The 15,908-nt window shown below is 70.8% G+C and carries 15 protein-coding genes; 5 read left to right on the forward strand and 10 right to left on the reverse strand.

Translation table 11 applies throughout. The features are described 5' to 3' along the window. Nucleotides 1-68: 68 nt before the first annotated feature. Entirely contained in the window at nt 69-935 is an 867-nt protein-coding gene (locus FXO23_RS24605; protein WP_158887787.1) for an SDR family oxidoreductase, read from the reverse strand. Continuing rightward, the gene (locus FXO23_RS24610) at nt 935-2,419 is read right to left on the reverse strand and encodes a flavin-containing monooxygenase (protein WP_158887788.1); all 1,485 of its coding nucleotides are present in this window, start codon (nt 2,417-2,419) and stop codon (nt 935-937) included. The genes FXO23_RS24605 and FXO23_RS24610 overlap by 1 nt, the downstream gene beginning before the upstream one ends. Before the next feature lie 107 nt (nt 2,420-2,526). Here FXO23_RS24610 and FXO23_RS24615 point away from each other — a divergent pair, with 107 nt between their 5' ends. Then, nucleotides 2,527-3,123: a TetR/AcrR family transcriptional regulator gene (locus FXO23_RS24615; RefSeq protein WP_158887789.1), complete on the forward strand. Its 597-nt coding sequence runs from the start codon at nt 2,527-2,529 to the stop codon at nt 3,121-3,123. A gap of 24 nt (nt 3,124-3,147) precedes the next feature. Here FXO23_RS24615 and FXO23_RS24620 read toward each other — a convergent pair whose 3' ends face one another. From FXO23_RS24620 to FXO23_RS24635, 4 genes are read right to left on the reverse strand one after another with little or no spacing between them, the layout of a single operon-like run. Then, the gene (locus FXO23_RS24620) at nt 3,148-4,695 is read right to left on the reverse strand and encodes a class I adenylate-forming enzyme family protein (RefSeq protein ID WP_158887790.1); all 1,548 of its coding nucleotides are present in this window, start codon (nt 4,693-4,695) and stop codon (nt 3,148-3,150) included. Continuing rightward, nucleotides 4,692-5,693 carry a PHP domain-containing protein gene (locus FXO23_RS24625; RefSeq protein WP_158887791.1) on the reverse strand — a complete coding sequence of 334 codons (1,002 nt, stop codon included), beginning with the start codon at nt 5,691-5,693 and terminating at the stop codon, nt 4,692-4,694. Before FXO23_RS24625 ends, FXO23_RS24620 begins: the two co-directional genes overlap by 4 nt. Nucleotides 5,694-5,698: 5 nt before the next feature. Further along, nucleotides 5,699-6,205 carry a metallophosphoesterase family protein gene (locus tag FXO23_RS24630; protein WP_158887792.1) on the reverse strand — a complete coding sequence of 169 codons (507 nt, stop codon included), beginning with the start codon at nt 6,203-6,205 and terminating at the stop codon, nt 5,699-5,701. A gap of 2 nt (nt 6,206-6,207) precedes the next feature. Beyond that, nucleotides 6,208-6,864, reverse strand: a complete 657-nt coding sequence (locus FXO23_RS24635) for a GntR family transcriptional regulator (RefSeq protein ID WP_158887793.1) — start codon at nt 6,862-6,864, stop codon at nt 6,208-6,210. A gap of 149 nt (nt 6,865-7,013) precedes the next feature. Here FXO23_RS24635 and araD point away from each other — a divergent pair, with 149 nt between their 5' ends. Both araD and FXO23_RS24645 read left to right on the forward strand, forming a co-directional pair. Next, a complete protein-coding gene (gene araD / locus FXO23_RS24640) occupies nt 7,014-8,732 on the forward strand; it encodes an L-arabinonate dehydratase (protein ID WP_158887879.1) in 1,719 nt (572 codons plus the stop codon). Nucleotides 8,733-8,792: 60 nt separating this feature from the next. Beyond that, nucleotides 8,793-10,577 (forward strand): VanW family protein, encoded by a 1,785-nt coding sequence (locus FXO23_RS24645; RefSeq protein ID WP_158887794.1) that lies wholly within the window; start codon nt 8,793-8,795, stop codon nt 10,575-10,577. Nucleotides 10,578-10,784: 207 nt separating this feature from the next. Here the strand turns inward: FXO23_RS24645 and FXO23_RS24650 are convergent, their stop codons facing one another. Next, entirely contained in the window at nt 10,785-11,504 is a 720-nt protein-coding gene (locus tag FXO23_RS24650) for a TetR/AcrR family transcriptional regulator (protein ID WP_158887795.1), read from the reverse strand. 80 nt (nt 11,505-11,584) lie between these two features. Continuing rightward, on the reverse strand, nt 11,585-13,408 hold the full coding sequence (locus FXO23_RS24655) for an APC family permease (protein WP_246257750.1): 1,824 nt from the start codon (nt 13,406-13,408) through the stop codon (nt 11,585-11,587). A 123-nt stretch (nt 13,409-13,531) separates the two neighbouring features. On the opposite strand from FXO23_RS24655, the gene FXO23_RS24660 reads away from it, so the two are divergent. Then, on the forward strand, nt 13,532-13,987 hold the full coding sequence (locus FXO23_RS24660) for a hypothetical protein (protein ID WP_158887797.1): 456 nt from the start codon (nt 13,532-13,534) through the stop codon (nt 13,985-13,987). On the opposite strand, the gene FXO23_RS24665 is transcribed toward FXO23_RS24660, so the two are convergent. Further along, complete coding sequence (locus FXO23_RS24665) at nt 13,984-14,502, reverse strand: SgcJ/EcaC family oxidoreductase (RefSeq protein ID WP_158887798.1); 519 nt, start codon at nt 14,500-14,502, stop codon at nt 13,984-13,986. The two genes, FXO23_RS24660 and FXO23_RS24665, sit on opposite strands and share 4 nt — an antisense overlap. Before the next feature lie 162 nt (nt 14,503-14,664). On the opposite strand from FXO23_RS24665, the gene FXO23_RS24670 reads away from it, so the two are divergent. Continuing rightward, nucleotides 14,665-14,853 carry a DUF5302 domain-containing protein gene (locus tag FXO23_RS24670; RefSeq protein ID WP_158887799.1) on the forward strand — a complete coding sequence of 63 codons (189 nt, stop codon included), beginning with the start codon at nt 14,665-14,667 and terminating at the stop codon, nt 14,851-14,853. Between the two features lie 6 nt (nt 14,854-14,859). Here FXO23_RS24670 and FXO23_RS24675 read toward each other — a convergent pair whose 3' ends face one another. Then, nucleotides 14,860-15,861 (reverse strand): MBL fold metallo-hydrolase, encoded by a 1,002-nt coding sequence (locus FXO23_RS24675; RefSeq protein WP_246257752.1) that lies wholly within the window; start codon nt 15,859-15,861, stop codon nt 14,860-14,862. Nucleotides 15,862-15,908: the final 47 nt, after the last annotated feature.

Genomic DNA, 15,908 nt, shown 5'->3' on the forward strand with positions numbered 1-15,908 from the left:
AGAGCCCGCTCTAACCGGCCCAAACGCTCACGCCCCCCAGCACCCGGCTCCCTTGCGCAAGAAGGTAGCTAGGGCTCTTTCCGAGCCTGATCGGCGACCCGGCGCTCGTAGTCCGCGCGCCCGGCGGGATCGACCGAGGTGAGCGCGCGGTTGTCCCCGATCAGGTTGCGGCCCAGGCTCATCACCGGCTCGGGAACGATCGCGGCCAGCAGGTCCCAGCCCGCCAGGAAACCCGGCACCGGGATCTCCGCCCGGCGCGTCCGGCAGCTGCGCACCACCGCCGCCGCGATGTCCTCCGGATCGACCGTGGGCATGCCCTTGCCGAGCGGCACCCCGGACGCCAGCCCGGTGCGCACGGCACTGGGCAGCACCGCGCTCACGCTCACCCCGGTGCCCGCGTACTCGCGGCGCACCGCGGCGGTCAGCCCGACCGCGGCGAACTTGCTCGCGTTGTACACGGCCATCCCGGGAATCGGGATCTTCCCGGCCATCGAGGCGATGTTCACGACGTGCCCGCGCCCGCGCGCGATCATGCCCGGCAGCACCAGCCGCAGGCCGTGGATCAGGCCCCAGACGTTGACGTCCAGCGTGGTGGCGCTCAGCGCGTCCGGCTCCTCCAGGAACCCGCCCAGCGGCATCACGCCCGCGTTGTTCACCAGCACGTCGATCCGGCCGAACTCCCCGAGCACCGCGTCGGCGAACCCTCCGAACGACTCGCGGTCCCGCACGTCCAGCGGATACGCCCGCGCCGCGGTGCCGATGGACTTCGCCGCCTCCTCGGCCACCGCCACGTCCAGGTCGCCGAGGGCGACGGTCGCGCCGCGGGCGGCGAAGGCCTCGGCGGTGGCGCGCCCGATGCCCCGGCCGCCCCCGGTCACCGCCACGACCGCGCCGTCCAGTTCGATGGCCGGGTACCTGCCGCGGAAGAGTGCCATTACGACGCCGTCCTTTCGAGTTCCGCGTGCGCGTGCACGGTGTAGTCGGCGGGATCGAACGCGCTGATCCTCGCGCGCATCCGGCCGGTCGACCAGGGCCAGCTGAAACTGTTGCGGCCGTTGGCATCCAGGTAGTAACTCGAGCAACCGCCGGAGTTGTACACGGTTCGCGGCAGCGCGCGCTGCACCTCGTCGTTGAAGGCGCGCTGCACCTCGGGGCGGACTTCGACCGCTGCCCAGCCGCGCGCCAGGATCTGGCGCACCGCGTCGATCGTGTAGGCGAGCTGGGCCTCCAGGATCATGAACGCCGAGGAGTGCCCGGTGCCCAGGCTCGGGCCGAGCAGCAGGAAGGCGTTCGGGAAGCCGGTGACCGTGGTGCCCAGGTACGCCTGCGGGCTCCCCTGCCAGTGGTCGTCGAGGCTGCGCCCGGCCGCGTCGAAGACCTTGCTCGCCACCGGCATGTCGAGGATGTGGAAACCGGTGCCGAAGATGATCGCGTCCACTTCGGACTCCCGCCCGTCGGCGCCGACCACCCGGCTGCCCCGGATCTCGCGCACGGCCGTCGTGTGTACGTCCACATTGGACTTCGTGAGCGAGCGGTAGTAGGTGTTCGACATCAGCAGGCGCTTGCAGCCGAGGGTGTAGTCCGGGGTCAGCGCGCGGCGCAGGTCCGGATCGCGCACGGTCAGCCGGAGGTGGGCCAGGCCGATCCGCTGCACCTGGCGCAGGATCCACGGGTGCCGGAAGCCGACGCCGAGCGCCTCCATCCCGGCGTATTCGGCGGCGCGCAGGGCGCGTTGCGCGGCGGGGAACCGCCGCAGCAGCCAGCGTTCGGCGCGCGGGACGTAGTGGTCGGGTTTGGGCAGCACCCACTGCGCGGTGCGCTGGAACAGGTGCAGCCGGCCGACGGCGGGCTGGATCTCCGGCACGAACTGCACGGCCGAGGCGCCGGTGCCGACCACGGCCACGCGTTTGCCGGTGAGGTCGTAGTCGTGGTTCCAGCGGGAGGAGTGGAACACCTCGCCGGGGAACTCGGCGAGCCCGGGCAGGTCGGGAATCTTCGGTTCGTGCCACGGCCCGGTCCCGGCGATCACGATCCGCGCGGTGAACTCGCCCCGGGTGGTGCGGAGTTCCCACAGTTTCCGGCGGTCGTTCCACTGCGCGCGGGTGACCTCGGCGCCGAACCGCAGATGCGGGGTGACCCCGTGGCGTTCCGCGGTCGCGCGCAGGTAGGCGCGGATCTCCGGCTGCTTCGCGAACGCGCGGGTCCATTCCGGGTTCGGCGCGAACGAGTACGAGTACAGCGCCGACGGCACGTCGCAGGCGCAGCCGGGATACGAGTTGTCGCGCCAGGTGCCGCCCGGTTCGGCGGCCTTCTCCAGCACGGCGAAGTCGGTGATCCCGGCCTGGCGCAGGCGGATCGCGGCGCCGATGCCGGAGGCGCCCGCCCCGATGACGAGGACCGCGAAGTGTTCGGTAGCCATGTTTCGAAGACTAGCAGTATCTCAGTACCGACGGTAGGTGTAACGTAGCACCAGAAAGACCGGCGGTATCCCGATACCGGAGGCGCCGTCCGCATAGAGTGGTCGCCATGGCCAGACTCACCCGTGCCGAAAGCCAGGCCCGCACCCGCGAGCAACTCGTCGCGACGGCCAAGGAACTGTTCCTGCGCGACGGCTACTCCGTGACGTCCCTGGAGAAGGTGGCCGACGAGGCCGGGTACTCCAAGGGCGCGGTTTACTCCAACTTCCGCAACAAGGACGAGCTGTGCCTGGCCGTGCTCGACCGCATCCACGACGAGCAGGCGGCGATGATGGCCGAATCGCTCACCGGCGCCGAGGGGATGGACGGGCTGCTGGCCGCCTTCCAGTCCTGGGCGGAACGCAGCATCGGCGACGAGGCGTGGACCGCGCTGGAGGTCGAGTTCGCCACCAACGCCCGGCACGATCCGCACGTCCGGCACGAGCTGGCCACCCGGGACAAGGCGATCCGGGACCTGATCGCCGGGCTGGTGACCTCCTACGCCGAGCAGTTCTCCCTCGAGCTCCCGATGTCCCCGCAGGACCTGGCGACCGCGCTGCTCAGCCTCGGCATCGGCCTCGGCGTGCAGCGGGCCATCGACCCGAGCATCCCGGTCAACGTCCTCCCGGACGTCATCCGCCTCTTCGCCCGCCCGACCCGGAACTGACCCGGAAGTGCGCGCGCTTCCGGGTCAGGCCGAGGCGGCGGCGCGGAGGGCGGCTTTGGCGATCTTGCCCGCCGGGGTGAGCGGCAACTCGGTCGCGATCTCCAGTTGCTTGGGCGCCTTGTAGTCGGCGAGGCGGGCCCGGCAGAAGTCGATCAGCTCCTCGGGGTCCGCGGTCTCGCCGGGTTTCAGCACCACGTAGTACCGCCCGATCTCGCCGAGCACCGGGTCCGGCACGCCGATCCCGGCGGCCATCGCGACCGCGGGATGCGCGGTCAGCACGTTCTCGACCTCCACCGGGTACACGTTGTACCCGCCCTGCAGGAACATCTCCTTCTTCCGCCCGCGCAGCACGAGGTGCCCGTCCGGTTCGAGCGCGACCATGTCGCCGGTGGCCAGCCAGCCGCCGGGCAGGAAGGTCTCGGCGCTCTCCTCGGGAAGATCCCAGTAACCCCGGGCGACCCCGGGGCCGCGGACGTGCAGTTCGCCCTCTCCCCCGGCGGTGACCTCGCGCCCCTCGAGGTCGACGACCCGCACTTCGACCCCGGCGACCGGGGTGCCGAGCGTGCGCGAAACGGTGGCCAGATCGTCGCCGGGCGCGCTGAGCACGCAGCCGCCGGAAACCTCGGACAGGCCGTACAGGTTCGACAACCGCGCCCCGGGGAACCGCTCCGCCATCTGCACGCACAGCGCGGGATCGGCGTTCGAGCCGCCGACCAGCGCGATCCGCACCGAACTCACGTCCGTCCCGGCGAATTCCGGCCGCGCGAAGGCGAGCGTGAACATCGTCGGCACCCCGCCGAAAACGGTCACCCGGTGCTCGGCGATCGTCCGCACCGCCTCCGCCGGAACGAACGCGGGCAGCAGCACCACCGAACCGCGGGCCACCAGGGAAGCGGCGATCGTGCAGGTGATCCCGCCGACGTGGTTGAGCGGCATGGCCCCGATGAACACCTCGTCCGGCCCCATGTCCAGCCGTTCGGCCTGACCGCGCGCGGCGGCGAGCATGCTGCCGTGGGTGAGCACCGCGCCCTTCGGCCGCCCGGTGGTGCCGGAGGTGTAGAGGATGACCGCCGGGGTGTCCGGGCCGACGCCGGATTCGGCCGCGCGCAGGGCTTCGGCGTCCACCGGCGACTTGGCGAGTTCGTCGAACTCCGCGCCCAGGGTGATGACGTGCTCGACCGAGGGGACGCGGTCGCGGAAACCCGCGTAGAAGGCGGCGAAGTCGAAGTCCGGCAAGGCCGGGACGGTGACCACGGCCCGCGCCCCGGACTGGTTGAGCATGTATTCCAGCTCGGTCTCCCGGTAACGCGGGTTCAGGGTGACCACGACGAGGCCGATCCGGGTGGCGCCGAAGAACAGCGCGAGCCATTCCGGCTGGTTCGGCGCGGAAACCGCGATCCGGTCCCCCGGCCGGAGCCCGAGCCCCAGCAGACCGGACGCCACCCGGGCGCTCAGGCGCTCCATTTCCCCGAAAGTGCACGCACTTTCCGGGGTCAGGCGCAGGAACGGGCGGTCGCCGTCGGTGCGCGCGGCGGCGGCCAGTTCGCCGGGGAACGTCCCGGGGTCGGTCATCGATGTCTCCCTAACAGGTCCTCGGCGGTCAGCGTGTTGATCACCCGCTCGGCTTCGATACCGCATTCGGTGGCGCGCGCACAACCATAGGGCTGCCAGGCGAGCTGGCCCGGCGCGTGCGCGTCGGAGTCGATCGCGAACTCGCAGCCGAGTTCCGCGGCCAGGCGCAGCAGGCGGCGCGGCGGGTCGAGCCGCTCCGGCCGCGAGTTGATCTCCACGGCCACCCCGTTGTCCCGGCAGGCGGTGAAAACCCGTTCGGCGTCGAACTCCGATTCGGGACGCCCCTTGCCGGTCACCAACCGGCCGGTGCAGTGCCCGAGCACGTCCACCCGCGGATTGGCCACCGCCGCGAGCATGCGCGCGGTCATCTCCGCGGCGGGCATGCGCAGCTTGGAATGCACGCTCGCCACCACGAAATCCAGTTCCGCCAGCAGATCGTCGTCCTGGTCCAGGGCGCCGTCGTCGAGGATGTCCACCTCGATCCCGGTGAGGACGCGGAACGGCGCGAGTTCGGCGTTGAGCCCGGCCACCACCTCGAGCTGGCGCCGCAGTCGCTCGGCGGACAACCCGTTCGCGACGGTCAGCCGCGGCGAATGGTCGGTGAGCACCATCCATTCGTGCCCGAGTTCCCGGGCCGCCTCGGCCATTTCGGCGATCGGGCTGCCGCCGTCGGACCAATCCGAATGCGTGTGGCAGTCACCGCGCAGCGCGGCCCGCAACGCGCCGCCGTCGGGCAGTTCGGGGCTGCCGCGGTCGACGAGTTTCTTCAGGTATTCCGGTTCCCGCCCGGCGAGCACGTCGTCGATGACCGCCGCGGTGGCCTTGCCGATCCCGCTCAGCGCGGTCAGCGTGCCCGCGCGGGCGCGTTCGGCCAGTTCCCCCTCGGGCAGCGCGTCCACCACCGACGCGGCCCGCCGGAACGCCCGCACGCGGTAGGTGGGCTCGCCCGCCCGTTCCAGCCGGAAGGCGATCTGGCGCAACGCTCGTGCCGGGTCCATACGGCTCATCTTTCGCGGTGTGGCAGGGCGTGCAACTCGACGCCGGTCAGTTTTCCCGCCTCGATCCGCGCGGTGAGGTACGTGTGGTCCGGCTGGCGGCGGCGGTCGGTCGGCGAACCGGGGTTGAGCAGCCGGAGCCCGTTCGGCGTCACGGTGTCCCAGGGGATGTGGCTGTGCCCGAAGACCAGCACGTCGGTGTCCGGGAAAGCGCGGTCGCAGCGCTGTTCCCGGCCCTTCGCGGCGCCGGTCTCGTGCACCACGGCCAGCCGGACGCCGTCGAGTTCGGCGGTGGCCACCTCGGGCAGCCGGGCACGCAGGTCCGGGCCGTCGTTGTTGCCGTACACCCCGATCACCCGCCGGGACCGGGCTTCGAGTTCGTCGAGCAGCGCGACCTCGACCCAGTCACCCGCGTGCACCACGACGTCGGCGGCCTCGGCCTGGTCCCAGACCTCGCCGGGCAGTGCGCGGGCCCGCTTGGGCAGATGCGTGTCCGCGATCAGCAACAAGCGCATGGTTACGAGCCTATGGCACCGAGGATCCGCCGCAGGAAGTCGTCGATGTGCGCGCGCAGCAGGTCCGCCGCGCCGTCGGCGTCGCCCTTCCTGGCCGCGGCCAGCACCGCCTTGTGCTCGTTCCACTCCTTGCGCCAGCTCGGATTGGACTCCCAGCCGACCACGCTGATCAGCGCCGCCCGGTCCTTCAGATCGTCCAGGATGCTGATCAGCAAAGGATTTCCGCAGCCGCGGTAGAGCGCGCGGTGGAACCGCCGGTTCAGCAGGCTCAACTCGGCCCGGTCGCGGGCGGTGATCGCCGCGGAGGCGTCCTTCAGGACCTCGGCCGCCTCGTCGAGCAGTGCCGGATCCTTCGCCGCGACCGACCGGCGCACGGCCTCCGGCTCCAGCACGAGCCGCACGTCGTAGACGGCCCGGGCCAGCTCGGCGTCCACCACGCACACCGAGGCGCCCTTGTACGGGCTGAAGGTGACCAGCCCCGAGTTCGACAGCACCTTGAGCGCCTCGCGCACCGGGGTCTTCGACACCCCGAGCAGCTGCGCGAGCTCCGCCTCGACCAGCGGTTGACCGGGGTGGAGTTCCTTGGCCAGGATGCGGCGACGGATCTCCTCCAGCACCACCTCGGTGCGAGAGGCGGGCAGGCTGAATGTCGGTGACATCGTCTTCTCCGGATCGGCGGCCGTGCACGGATCGTAGGAGGAATCTACACGTTCCGTGTTCACGAACGGTACCGAGCGCCGGTTGTTGAAATATCATATATCAGATGCCCTATCCTCGATCCCCGCCGACCTGCCGTGAGGACGTGCCGATGATGCGACCGGAAGAGCTGCGCAGCCACCGCTGGTACGGCGGCGAGGAGTTGCGGAACTTCAGCCACCGCACGCGCAGCCGCCAGCTCGGGCTCAATCCCGAGGAGCACCTCGGCAAACCGGTGATCGGCATCCTGAACACCTGGGGCGAGATCAACCCGTGCCATATGCACCTGCGGGAACGCGCCGAACAGGTCAAGCGCGGGGTGTGGCAGGCGGGCGGGTACCCGGTGGAGTTCCCGGTGGCCACGCTGTCCGAGACGTTCCAGAAGCCGACGCCGATGCTGTACCGGAACCTCCTGTCGATGGAAACAGAGGAGATCCTGCGCTCCTACCCGCTCGACGGCGCGGTGCTGATGGGCGGCTGCGACAAGACCACGCCCGCGCTGCTGATGGGCGCGGCGAGCGCGGACCTCCCGGTGATCTTCGTACCGGCCGGGCCGATGCTGCGGGGGCACTGGCGGGGCGAGCCGCTCGGCAGCGGCACCGATATGTGGAAGTACTGGGACGACCGGCGGGCCGGGCTGATCGGCGACGCGGAACTGGCCGAACTGGAATGCGGTCTGGCCCGCTCCCCCGGCCACTGCATGACCATGGGCACCGCGTCCACCATGACCTCGGTGGCCGAGGCGCTCGGGCTCACCCTGCCCGGTGCCGCGTCCATCCCGGCCGTCGATTCGGCGCACCACCGGATGGCGGCGGCCAGCGGAGCCCGGATCGTGAAGATGGTGTGGGCGGAGCTGACCATCTCCCGGGTGCTCGACGGGCGCGCCTTCGCCGACGCGATCACCGCGGTCCTCGCGCTCGGCGGTTCGACGAACGCGCTCATCCACCTCATCGCGATGGCCGGGCGGAGCCGGATCCCGCTGTCCCTGGACGATTTCGACGCGGCCGCCCGGCAGGTTCCGGTGCTGGCGAACATCCGGCCCGGCGGGGCGTACCTGATGGAGGACTTCTACTACGCGGGCGGGCTGCGCGGCCTGCTCTCGCGGCTGACCGATCTGCTGCACACCGATCGGATCACCGTGTCCGGCCAGACCTTCGGCGAAACCCTGGCCACCGCGCGGGTGCACGACGACGACGTCATCCGGACCCGCGACAACCCGGTCGCCGCCGAGGGCGGGATCGCCGTGCTGCGCGGCAACCTGGCCCCGGGCGGCGCGGTGATCAAACACCTCGCGGCCGAGCCGAAACTGCTGTGGCACACCGGGCCCGCCGTGGTGTTCGAGGACTACGGCGACCTCAGGCACCGGATCAACGATCCCGCGCTGAGCATCACCGGGGACTCGGTGCTGGTGCTGCGCGGATCCGGTCCGCTCGGCGGCCCGGGCATGCCCGAGTACGGCATGCTGCCGATCCCGGATCACCTGCTGGCCAAGGGAGTTCGGGATCTGGTGCGGATCTCGGACGCCCGGATGAGCGGTACCTCGTTCGGCGCCTGCGTGCTGCACGTGGCGCCGGAGTCCCACGTCGGCGGGCCGCTCGCGCTGGTCCGCGACGGCGACCTGATCACCCTCGACGTACCGGGCCGCGCGTTGCGGCTGGAGGTCGACGGCGCCGAACTCGACCGGCGCCGCGCCGGGTGGCGGCCGCCGGCGCCGAGGTTCGAGCGCGGCTACGGCGCGTTGTACACCGAACACGTCACCCAGGCCGACGCGGGGTGCGACTTCGACTTCCTGGCCCGCGCGGGAACCAACCCGGAGCCGGACGCCCGATAGGTCGCCCGTATCTTGAGCCGGTAAGTGCGAATCGTCCGTTGTGACGTGGAGGGTTGAGTTTTGCCGCAGGGACCCGCCTGGCCCGAATCGCATTCCGAACAGACCGACGTGCTGCCCGTCGTCACGATGCGGCCGCCCGAACCCGCCCCGGAGCCCCCGGCGCGGCGCCGCAACCTGCGGCGGGCGGGCATCATCGGCGGTTCGGTCCTCGGTGTCTTCGCCGTGCTCTACGGCATCGATCTGCTGGTCAGCCAGGGTGACGTGCCGCGCGGGGTGACCGTGGCCGGGGTCGACGTGGGCGGGACCGAACGGTCCGCCGCCGAGCAGCGGTTGCGCCGGGAGATCGAACCGCGGCTGACCCAGCCGGTGCAGGTCAACGCCGGTGACGTGCAGGCGACGCTGGCCCCCGCGAACGCCGGGCTGGCACTGGACTGGCCCTCGACGCTGGACCAGGCGGGCAGCCAGCCGCTCAACCCGTTCACCCGGATCGCCTCGTTCTTCGCCAGCCGGGAGGTCGGCGTGGTCACCCACGGCGACAGCGGGAAGCTCGGCGCGGCCATCGCGGCCCTGCGCCCGCAGATCGACCGTGACCCGATCGAGGGAAATATCCGGTTCGAAAACGGGACCCCGCTCCCGGTGGAACCCAAGCAGGGCCAGAAACTGGACACCGAGGGCGCGGCCAAGGCCGTGCTGGCCGACTGGGCCTCCGGCAAACCCGTGGAACTGCCGGTGGCCGTCACCCCGGTGCGGACGTCCCCGGAGGCCGTGCACACCGCCCTGGAACAGATCGCCAAGCCCGCGGTGTCGGCGCCGGTGCTCATCCGCGGCGAGGGCAAGGACGCGACCCTGGAGCCCAAGCACATCGGCGCCGCGCTGTTCTTCGATCCGGCCGACGGGGGCGCGCTCGCGCCGCGGATCGACCAGGGCAAGGTCGTCGAGGCCGCCGGTCCGCAGCTGAAGTCCACCGAGAAGGAGGGCAAGGACGCGGAAATCGTCTTCACCGGCGGGAAACCGACCGTCGAACCGTCCGAGGACGGCAAGGCGATCAACTGGGAACCGAGCCTCGCGCCGATGCTGGAGGTGCTCAAGCGCTCCGACGCCCGGGAACTCAAGGCGCAGTACGCGGTGAAACCGGCCAAGGTCACCACCGACCAGGCCAACCAGCTCGGCATCAAGGAAGTGATCGGCGAGTTCACCACCGGCGGATTCGCCCCCGACTCCGGCACCAATATCCACGTGGTCGCGCAGAAGGTCGACGGCGCGATCGTCAAACCGGGGGAAACGTTCAGCCTCAACGGGTTCACCGGTCCGCGCGGCACCGCCCAGGGCTACGTCGAGGCGGGCGTGATCGAGAACGGCGCCCCGGCGCGCGAGGTCGGCGGCGGCATCTCCCAGTTCGCGACGACCCTGTACAACGCCTCCTACTTCGCCGGGATGAAGGACGCCGGCCACAAGGAACACAGCTACTACATCAGCCGCTATCCCGCGGCGCGCGAGGCGACCGTGTTCCAGAGCCCGAGCGGCGCCAGCGTGATCGATCTGAAGTTCACCAACGACGGGCCGACCGGGGTGGCCATCCAGACCGTCTGGTCGCCGTCGTCGATCACCGTGAAGCTGTGGGGAACCAAGCGGTACAACGTCGAATCCGTGCCGGGCGCGCGGTCGAACCCGAGCGAACCGCAGACGAAACCGGGCCCCGCGGAGAACTGCCACGCGTCGAACGGCGCGCCGGGCTTCACCGCCACCGACACCCGGGTCCTGCGCGACGTCGCCACCGGCCGGGAGGTCCGCCGCGACACCCGGACCGTCAAGTACAACCCCCAGCCCAAAATCACCTGCCCGTAGCGGGCGGGGTTTCCGGAAGCGCACCTTCTTCAGCCGCGAAAGATAAGACCCCCGGCGTCTACAGTAGGGGAGGTAAACGCCGGGGGCGGTGCCGGCTGAGGGGGGGAGTGCCGGCTCGCGTCAGGCTACGGAGTGCAACTGTCACCTCGCTGTCACCTCAAGACGGCGATTCCGCGCCGGTGACATGCGATTCTTTGCGGCGAACGCTTACGGACGGTTCAGCGTTTCCAGGCGCGCCGCCACCCCGTCCAGGCACCGCTGCACCGCGTAGTCGTAGACGTCGGCGCCGTAGTTCGCCCGCTGGTCGGGGTCGTTGACCAGTTCGTAGACCCGGGCGCCCATCAGGGCCAGGCCCGGCAGCTCCGTGTTGTCCCGGTGCGCGATCCAGGCTTCCACGGTGCGCTGGGTGACCTTCTCGTCCCGCGCCGCGCGGTCGTCCTCCACCGCCACGTGCTGGCAGGCGACGCTGAGCAGCAGGGTGTACACCCGCGGGCTTTCCGCCCCGAACCCCGCGCGTTGCAGGATGCGCACGCCGCGGTCGATCGTCGGGCCCGCCGCGGTCAGCGACGGGCCGTGGATCGACAACCGGCGCGCCACCCCGGGATAGCAGCGCAGCACCTCGCGCAGTTCGGCCAGCAGCACGGAAAACCACTCCCGCCACGGCAGTTCTTCGGCCGGGAGCGGGAACATCAGCAGGGCCCGGTCGATGACCGCGGCCACTACCGCCTCGCGATCACCGACGTGGTGGTAGACGACCGCCGGATAGGCGTCCACCGCGGCTGCGAGCTGGCGCAGCGTCCAGTTCTCCAAACCGTGTTCCGCGGTCAGCCGCAATGCGGCGTCGACGATCCGTTCCGGCGTGACCGCGGGCAGACCTGCCGCATGCCGCGACCGCGGACGACCGGGCACCGACGCGGACATCGCCATGCCGGGAACAGTAGTGGTTTCCGCCCGATTGTTGCCAATGTGCCAGGTTCGGATATCGACCTGTCACTTGTTCTCCACCATCACGAGGTGAGGGCCAGCGGCCGCTCCCGTGCCACGGCCCGGTCCCGCTGCCCGGTGGCCAGCGGCATGCGCAACCGGCAGACCACCGCCGAGGTCGCGCGGCTGAGATGGCGGGCGACCACGGTGCCCCGCCGGTTCTTCAGCATGCGTTCCCACAACCGCGCGGGCTGCACCTCGCCGACGAGCACGATTACCCGTTCCGCGGACAGGCTCCGCACATAGCGGGCCAGCGGCGGACCCAGTTCGCGTTGCCGGGATTCCAGCAGTACCAACGGAACTTCCGGTCGCCACTGCAACCACCGTTCCTGCATCGCGGCCGCCTCGGCACGTTCGTCCGGAAAGGACACATGCACCGCGATCACCTTGTGCCCCATGCCCAACGCGGTGGACAGCAGTTCCGAAGCGAGCCGCGTGATCGCCACGACCGGCACCACGACAACGGTTTCCCGTTCGCGCGGCCGGTCCGGCAGGCCGCCCACGCCGAGTTGCGTCCCGATCCGGTCGTAGGCCGCGCGCACGCGGGTGAACAACACCGCGAGCGCCGGCACCACCAGCACGATCAGCCAGGCGCCGTGGGTGAACTTGGTGACCGTCACGACGATCGCCGCCGTCGCGGTGAGCACCACGCCGAGCCCGTTGACCGCGGCCTTCGACCGCCAGCGCGCGCAGCGGACCCGCCGCCAGTGCCGCACCATGCCGAGCTGGCACAGGAAGAACCCGATGAACACACCCACCGCGAACATCGGCACCAGGACGTCCACCTTGCCACCGCTGAACAGCAGCAGCCCGGCCGCGAGCGCGGCGAGCACCAGCACGCCGTAGCGGTGCACCAGCCGGTCGGCGCGCAGGCCGAACAGGTGCGGCAGGTAGCCGTCCGCGGACAGCCGGGCGGCGAGGACCGGCAACCCGCCGAAGGAGGTGTTCGCGGCCAGCGCGAGCAGCACGACGGTGGCCAGTTGCACGACGACGTAACCGGGACCGGTGCCCAGCGCGCCTTCGGTGATCAGGGAAAGCAGCGTGCGGCCCTCGACCGGGCGGGCGTCGAACCGGTCGATCAGCACGGCGACCCCGATCAGGAGCAGGCCGAGCACCGCGCCCAGGCCCGCCTCGGCGCGCCGGGCCCGGGCCGAGCGCGGCGACCGGAACGACGGCGTGGCGTTGGCGATGGCCTCGACCCCGGTCAGCGCCGAGCATCCGTTCGCGAACGCGGCGAGCACCAGCAGCACGCCCACCGAGCCCACGGTCACCGGCTGGTCACTGGCGGGCAACGGGTTCAGCGGCACGCCCCGGATCAGGCCGACCACCACGACCGTGCCGACCGCGAGCACGAAGATCGCGGCGGGCAGCACGAACAGCCGCGCGCTGGTGACCACGCCGCGCAGGTTCACGCAGGTGATGAGCACGAGCGCGCCGAGGCACAGCTCGACGGTCCAGGGCAGCAGCGCGGGAAAGGCCGAGGTGAGCGCCGCGACCCCGGCGGCGACCGAGACGGCCACGTTGAGCACGTAGTCCACGACCAGCGAAGCCGCGGCGATCAGCCCGGCCCGGGTCCCCAGGTTCCGGCTCGCGACGGAGTACGCGCCGCCGCCGTCCGGATACGCGGCGATGACCTGGCGGTAGCAGGCCACCAGCACGAGCAGCAGGAGCACGATCACGCCGGTCACCGGCAGCGTGGCGCCCAGCCCGGCGGCCCCGGCGGCGGCCAGCACGAGCACGATGGCTTCCGGCCCGTAGGCGACCGAGGCGAGCGCGTCGAGGCCGAGCCCGACCGTGCCGGTGAGCGCGGTGAGGCGGTGCCGCTCGTCAGTTTCCTTGGTATGCACGGAAATCACGCTAAGAGCGAATCGTGGCGGCCGGGGTCAAGAAGACGTCAAGACCTCGGCCCCGCGCGTAGGGAAATCGTCCGCAAGCCTCCAGTCGTGGGGCTGCCGCGCTGAGATGGTGATGTGCGTGACACGGCTTGGCCAGGACGGCCGATCGACGGTGGATTCGGCTTCCCGCTGGGATTCGTCGCCACGATCGCGGCCACCCTCGGCGCGGTGGCCGCCGGGGCGACGCGGCATCCCGCGCTCGCGCTCGGCGTGCTCGTCGCCGTGGTGGCCGGAATCGCCGCGGTGACCACGGTGGGTGCGGCGCTCGGCACCGCGGCGATGGCGTGGGGCCTGCACGCCGGTTTCGTGCTTGGCCGCGGCGGCGAACTCGCGTTCACCCCCGATTCGGCGCGCGCCGCGTTCCTCCTCGCCGGTACCGCGCTCGTCGCCTTCGCCCTCACCGCCGCCCTCCGCCGCCTTCTCCTCGCGCACCCCGAATCCCCCAATGCGGCATTGGGGGCGTTCAAGGTTCCCAATGTGGCTTTCGGGGCGTTGAGTGCCCCGAAAGCCACATTGGGGGACCGCCGCTAGGGCAGCGGGTCGATTCGGGTGTTCTGGAACGACGTCTGCAGCCACTTCCCGTGGCGTTTGAGCAGGACGTTGGTGTTGCGGGAATCCGACCCCGCGCGGCAGCCGGTCTGCCCGGCGGGCACCAGGCAGGTGGTGCGGACGACGATCGCCAGGTCCGGTTCGACGAACCGGAGGTGCTCGTCGAGCCGTTTGATGTGTGACTTCTCGATGTAGGTGTCGAAGTAGTACTGCATGCGTTCGGCGATGACCGGGCGGGTGCGCAGGTAGTCGCCGTTGAAGGTGACCAGGTCGGCATCCTCGGTGAAGGCGGCGGCGAACTCGGGACCGCGCTCGTTCCACCAGCCGGTCTCCATCTGCCGGAACTGGTCCTCGATCAGCTTCCGGTCGTCCCGGTGTTGTGCCGTGTCCGCGGCCGGTGGTTCCGCCGCCACCGCGGCGGCGCCGCCCGTGGCCAGCCCCGCCACCACGAGCGTTCCGGCCAGAGCGGTCCGCCAGGTGCTGCGTCGTGCGTGCATCGGATCCTCCCCAGAGGTTTGGATAAGTAGGTAAACTACATATAGCACGGCTACCTATAGTGCGGCCAGTCGGAAGCGTGACGCGGGTCGAAAACGGCTCGCCAAGGTGTCGATCAAGTGCCAGGCTGGGACTCCGGTACACGTCGTCACCCGGAGGTAGAGATGTCTGACAACGCGCCGTCGACGAACGGTGACCAGGAGGACGACGTCAAGCGCAAGTTCCGCGAGGCCCTCGAGCGCAAGCAGGCCCAGGCCAAGGCCCGGGACGCGCACGAGGACCGTGGTTCCAAGATCCACAGCGCGCACGGCCCGGCCTCGAACCGCCGGCAGTTCCGCCGGAAGAGCGGCTAGCGCCGGTTACGGCTTGAACGTCTTCAGGTGATCGATCACCACGAACCGGCTCGACGGGCTCGCCTTCGCCACCGCGCGGCGTAGCGGTTCCACGCCGCCGAAGTCCTTGGCGGGCTCGTCGAGCGGGTAGTCGAAGTCGTCCCAGTGGGTCGGCAGCACGTATCGCGGGTACCCGACCGCGCGCAGCAGCCGTTCCGCGTAGGCCACCACGTTGCCGCCGCCGACCGGCATCAGCAGCACGTCCGGCCGCAGCCCGGCCAGTTCCGCCTCGACGAAGTTCGAGCCGCCGAAATCGAGCACGCTCGTGCCCCCGGCACTGGTCACCTGGTAGGCGAGCGTGCCGCCCTCGACCAGTTCCCGGATCGTCTTCGGCTCCGGCAGCCGCGGCAGCACCGGGTGCTCGGGATCGGGGTCGCCCAGGTTCAGCCCCGGGCGGGTCCCGGGGAACGGCACCTCGGCCCGCGGGCCCACCGCCGAATGCAGCGATCGCAGCACGCGGATCGAGTACCCGTCGAAGTTCAGGTACTCGCCGCCGCTGGCGACCGCGAGCTGGTCCTCCGGCGCGCCGAGCGCGGCCATCAGGTTGAGATGCGTTTCGGTGCCGACTACCGTGGCGCCGGTTTTCCTTGCCAGATAAGGAACATCGGTCAGGTGGTCGTAGTGTCCGTGGGTCACCAGGATGTGGTCGGCGCGCAGTTCCCCGCTGTCCACGTAGCGGTCGATCAGCGCGCGGTTGACCGAGATCGGTGTGTTCGGGTCCGCGCCTTCCTTGGTGTAGGTACCGGTTTTGAACCGGGTCAGCCAAGGGTCGATGAGGACGGTTTTCACGCGCTTGCCGTCCGCGGCGGGCATGCGGATCTCCCAGCCGTTGTTGCCCCACCAGCGAAGCTCCACATCGGACGGTTTCGGTATGGGTGCCGCCGCGGCGGTTCCGGCGCCCGCGAGCACCGCGGCCGCCCCCGCACCGAGAATCCCCCGCCTGCTGAACCGTTGTCGATCATTCGTCACGGCGGCCAGACAACACGGCCGCGGGCGCGCTGTCCAAGACCAGCCGG

This window comes from Amycolatopsis anabasis (assembly GCF_009765355.1).
Classification (GTDB): Bacteria; Actinomycetota; Actinomycetes; order Mycobacteriales; family Pseudonocardiaceae; genus Amycolatopsis; species Amycolatopsis anabasis.